The sequence below is a fragment of the Streptomyces sp. NPDC002643 genome (assembly GCF_053592555.1).
This window is the reverse complement of sequence record NZ_JBSFVY010000084.1, coordinates 1-1,774: the sequence shown is the minus strand read 5'-3', so window position 1 is coordinate 1,774 and position 1,774 is coordinate 1. Positions and strand designations below refer to the sequence as shown.

The 1,774-nt window shown below is 72.3% G+C and carries 1 protein-coding gene and 1 pseudogene; both read left to right on the top strand.

Features of this window, described 5'->3' with window-relative positions; translation table 11 throughout:
• Positions 1–98: 98 nt before the first annotated feature.
• Positions 99–1,478 (top strand): NAD-dependent succinate-semialdehyde dehydrogenase, encoded by a 1,380-nt coding sequence (locus tag ACWD4G_RS45600; RefSeq protein WP_451304658.1) that lies wholly within the window; start codon positions 99–101, stop codon positions 1,476–1,478.
• A gap of 30 nt (positions 1,479–1,508) precedes the next feature.
• Positions 1,509–1,774 (top strand): annotated as a pseudogene (locus ACWD4G_RS45595) (cupin domain-containing protein); the annotation flags it as partial.

The window sequence follows — 1,774 nt, the reverse complement described above, 5'->3', positions numbered from 1 at the left end:
CCCGCCACCCGCACCCGTGATATCGGCGGAACCCTCGACACCGCCGACTTCACCGCCGAGATCTGCCGCACCATCGAACACACCGGAGCGACCCCCCGATGATCATCTCCAGCAATCCGGCCACCGACACCGAACTCGCCCGCTACAGCCCGCAGTCCGCCCAGGAGGTCGACGGCATCCTCACCGCCGCCGCCTCGGCCCAGGCCGTCTGGCGCGGGCGCACGGTCACCGAACGCACCCCGCTGCTGCGGGAGATGGCCCGCGTGCTGCGCGAGGGCCGGGAGTACTACGCGACCCTGATCACCGCCGAGATGGGCAAACCCATCACCGAGGCCCGCGCGGAGATCGACAAGTGCGCCCTCACCTGCGACTACTACGCCGACCACGCCCCAACCCACCTCGCCGACCGGCCCGTTGAGTCCAACGCCGCCGAAAGCGCCGTCGTCTACGACCCGCTGGGCGTGGTCCTCGCGGTGATGCCGTGGAACTACCCCTTCTGGCAGTTCTTCCGCTTCGCCGCCCCGGCCCTGGCAGCCGGCAACGGCGCCCTGCTCAAGCACGCCAACAACGTGCCGCAGTGCGCCCTCGCCGTCGAAGAGGTCGTCCGCAAGGCCGGCGCCCCCGAGGGCCTGTGCCGGACACTGCTGGTCGAGGTCGACCAGGTCGCCGGGATCATCGCCGATCCGCGGGTCGCGGCCGTCACCCTCACCGGCTCCACCGAGGTCGGCGCGATCGTCGCCGCCCAGGCGGCGGCCGTACTGAAGAAGCAGGTCCTCGAACTCGGCGGCTCCGACCCCTTCGTCGTCCTCGCCGACGCCGACATCGACGACGCCGCCGCCACCGCCGTCAAGGCCCGCTACATCAACGCCGGCCAGTCCTGCGTCAACGCCAAGCGGTTCATCGTCGAAGAGGCGGTCGCCGACGCGTTCGTGGCGGCCTTCACCGCCGCCGCGGCCGCCCTGAAGGTCGGCGACCCGACCGACCCGGACACCGCGATCGGCCCCATGGCCCGCGCCAACCTCCGCGAGACCCTGCACGACCAGGTCCGGCGCACCGTCGCCGCCGGCGCCGGCCTCAAGCTCGGCGGCGAGATCCCGGACGGGCCGGGCTGCTACTACCCGCCCACCGTCCTCGACCACGTCCGCCCCGGCATGGCCGCCTTCGACGAGGAGACCTTCGGCCCGGTCGCCGCCATCACCCGCGCCGCCGACGCCGACGAGGCCATCGCCCTGGCCAACCGCACCGAGTACGGCCTCGGCGCCGCCCTGTGGACATCCGACCTGGACCGCGCCCGCCGCCTCGCCCGCGTCCTCGACACCGGTGCCGTCTTCGTCAACGGTATGGTCGCCTCCGACCCGCGCCTGCCCTTCGGCGGCATCAAGAGGTCCGGCTACGGCCGGGAACTCGGCGCCGAGGGCATCCGCGAGTTCGTCAACATCAAGACGGTCTGGATCGGCCCCGCCGCCCCCACCAGCTGAACGCCCCTTCACCACACGGAGAAACACCCCATGTGCCCCGAACCAACCCCCGACGGGCCCTGCTTCGCCGCCTTCCCGCCCGCCGTACTGCGCCCCGCCGAGCTGACCGCCTTCAGTCGCGGCGGCGGCGCCCGCACCATCCCCCTGGTCACCAAAGCGGTCGGCGCGGAGGTCTTCCTCACCGGCCAGACCCTCTTCGAAGGCGGCGCCGGCATCGCGCTGCACACCCACAACTGCCCCGAGAGCGTGACCATCCTCGAAGGCGACGCCATCGTCGAGATCGACGGCACCGAGCA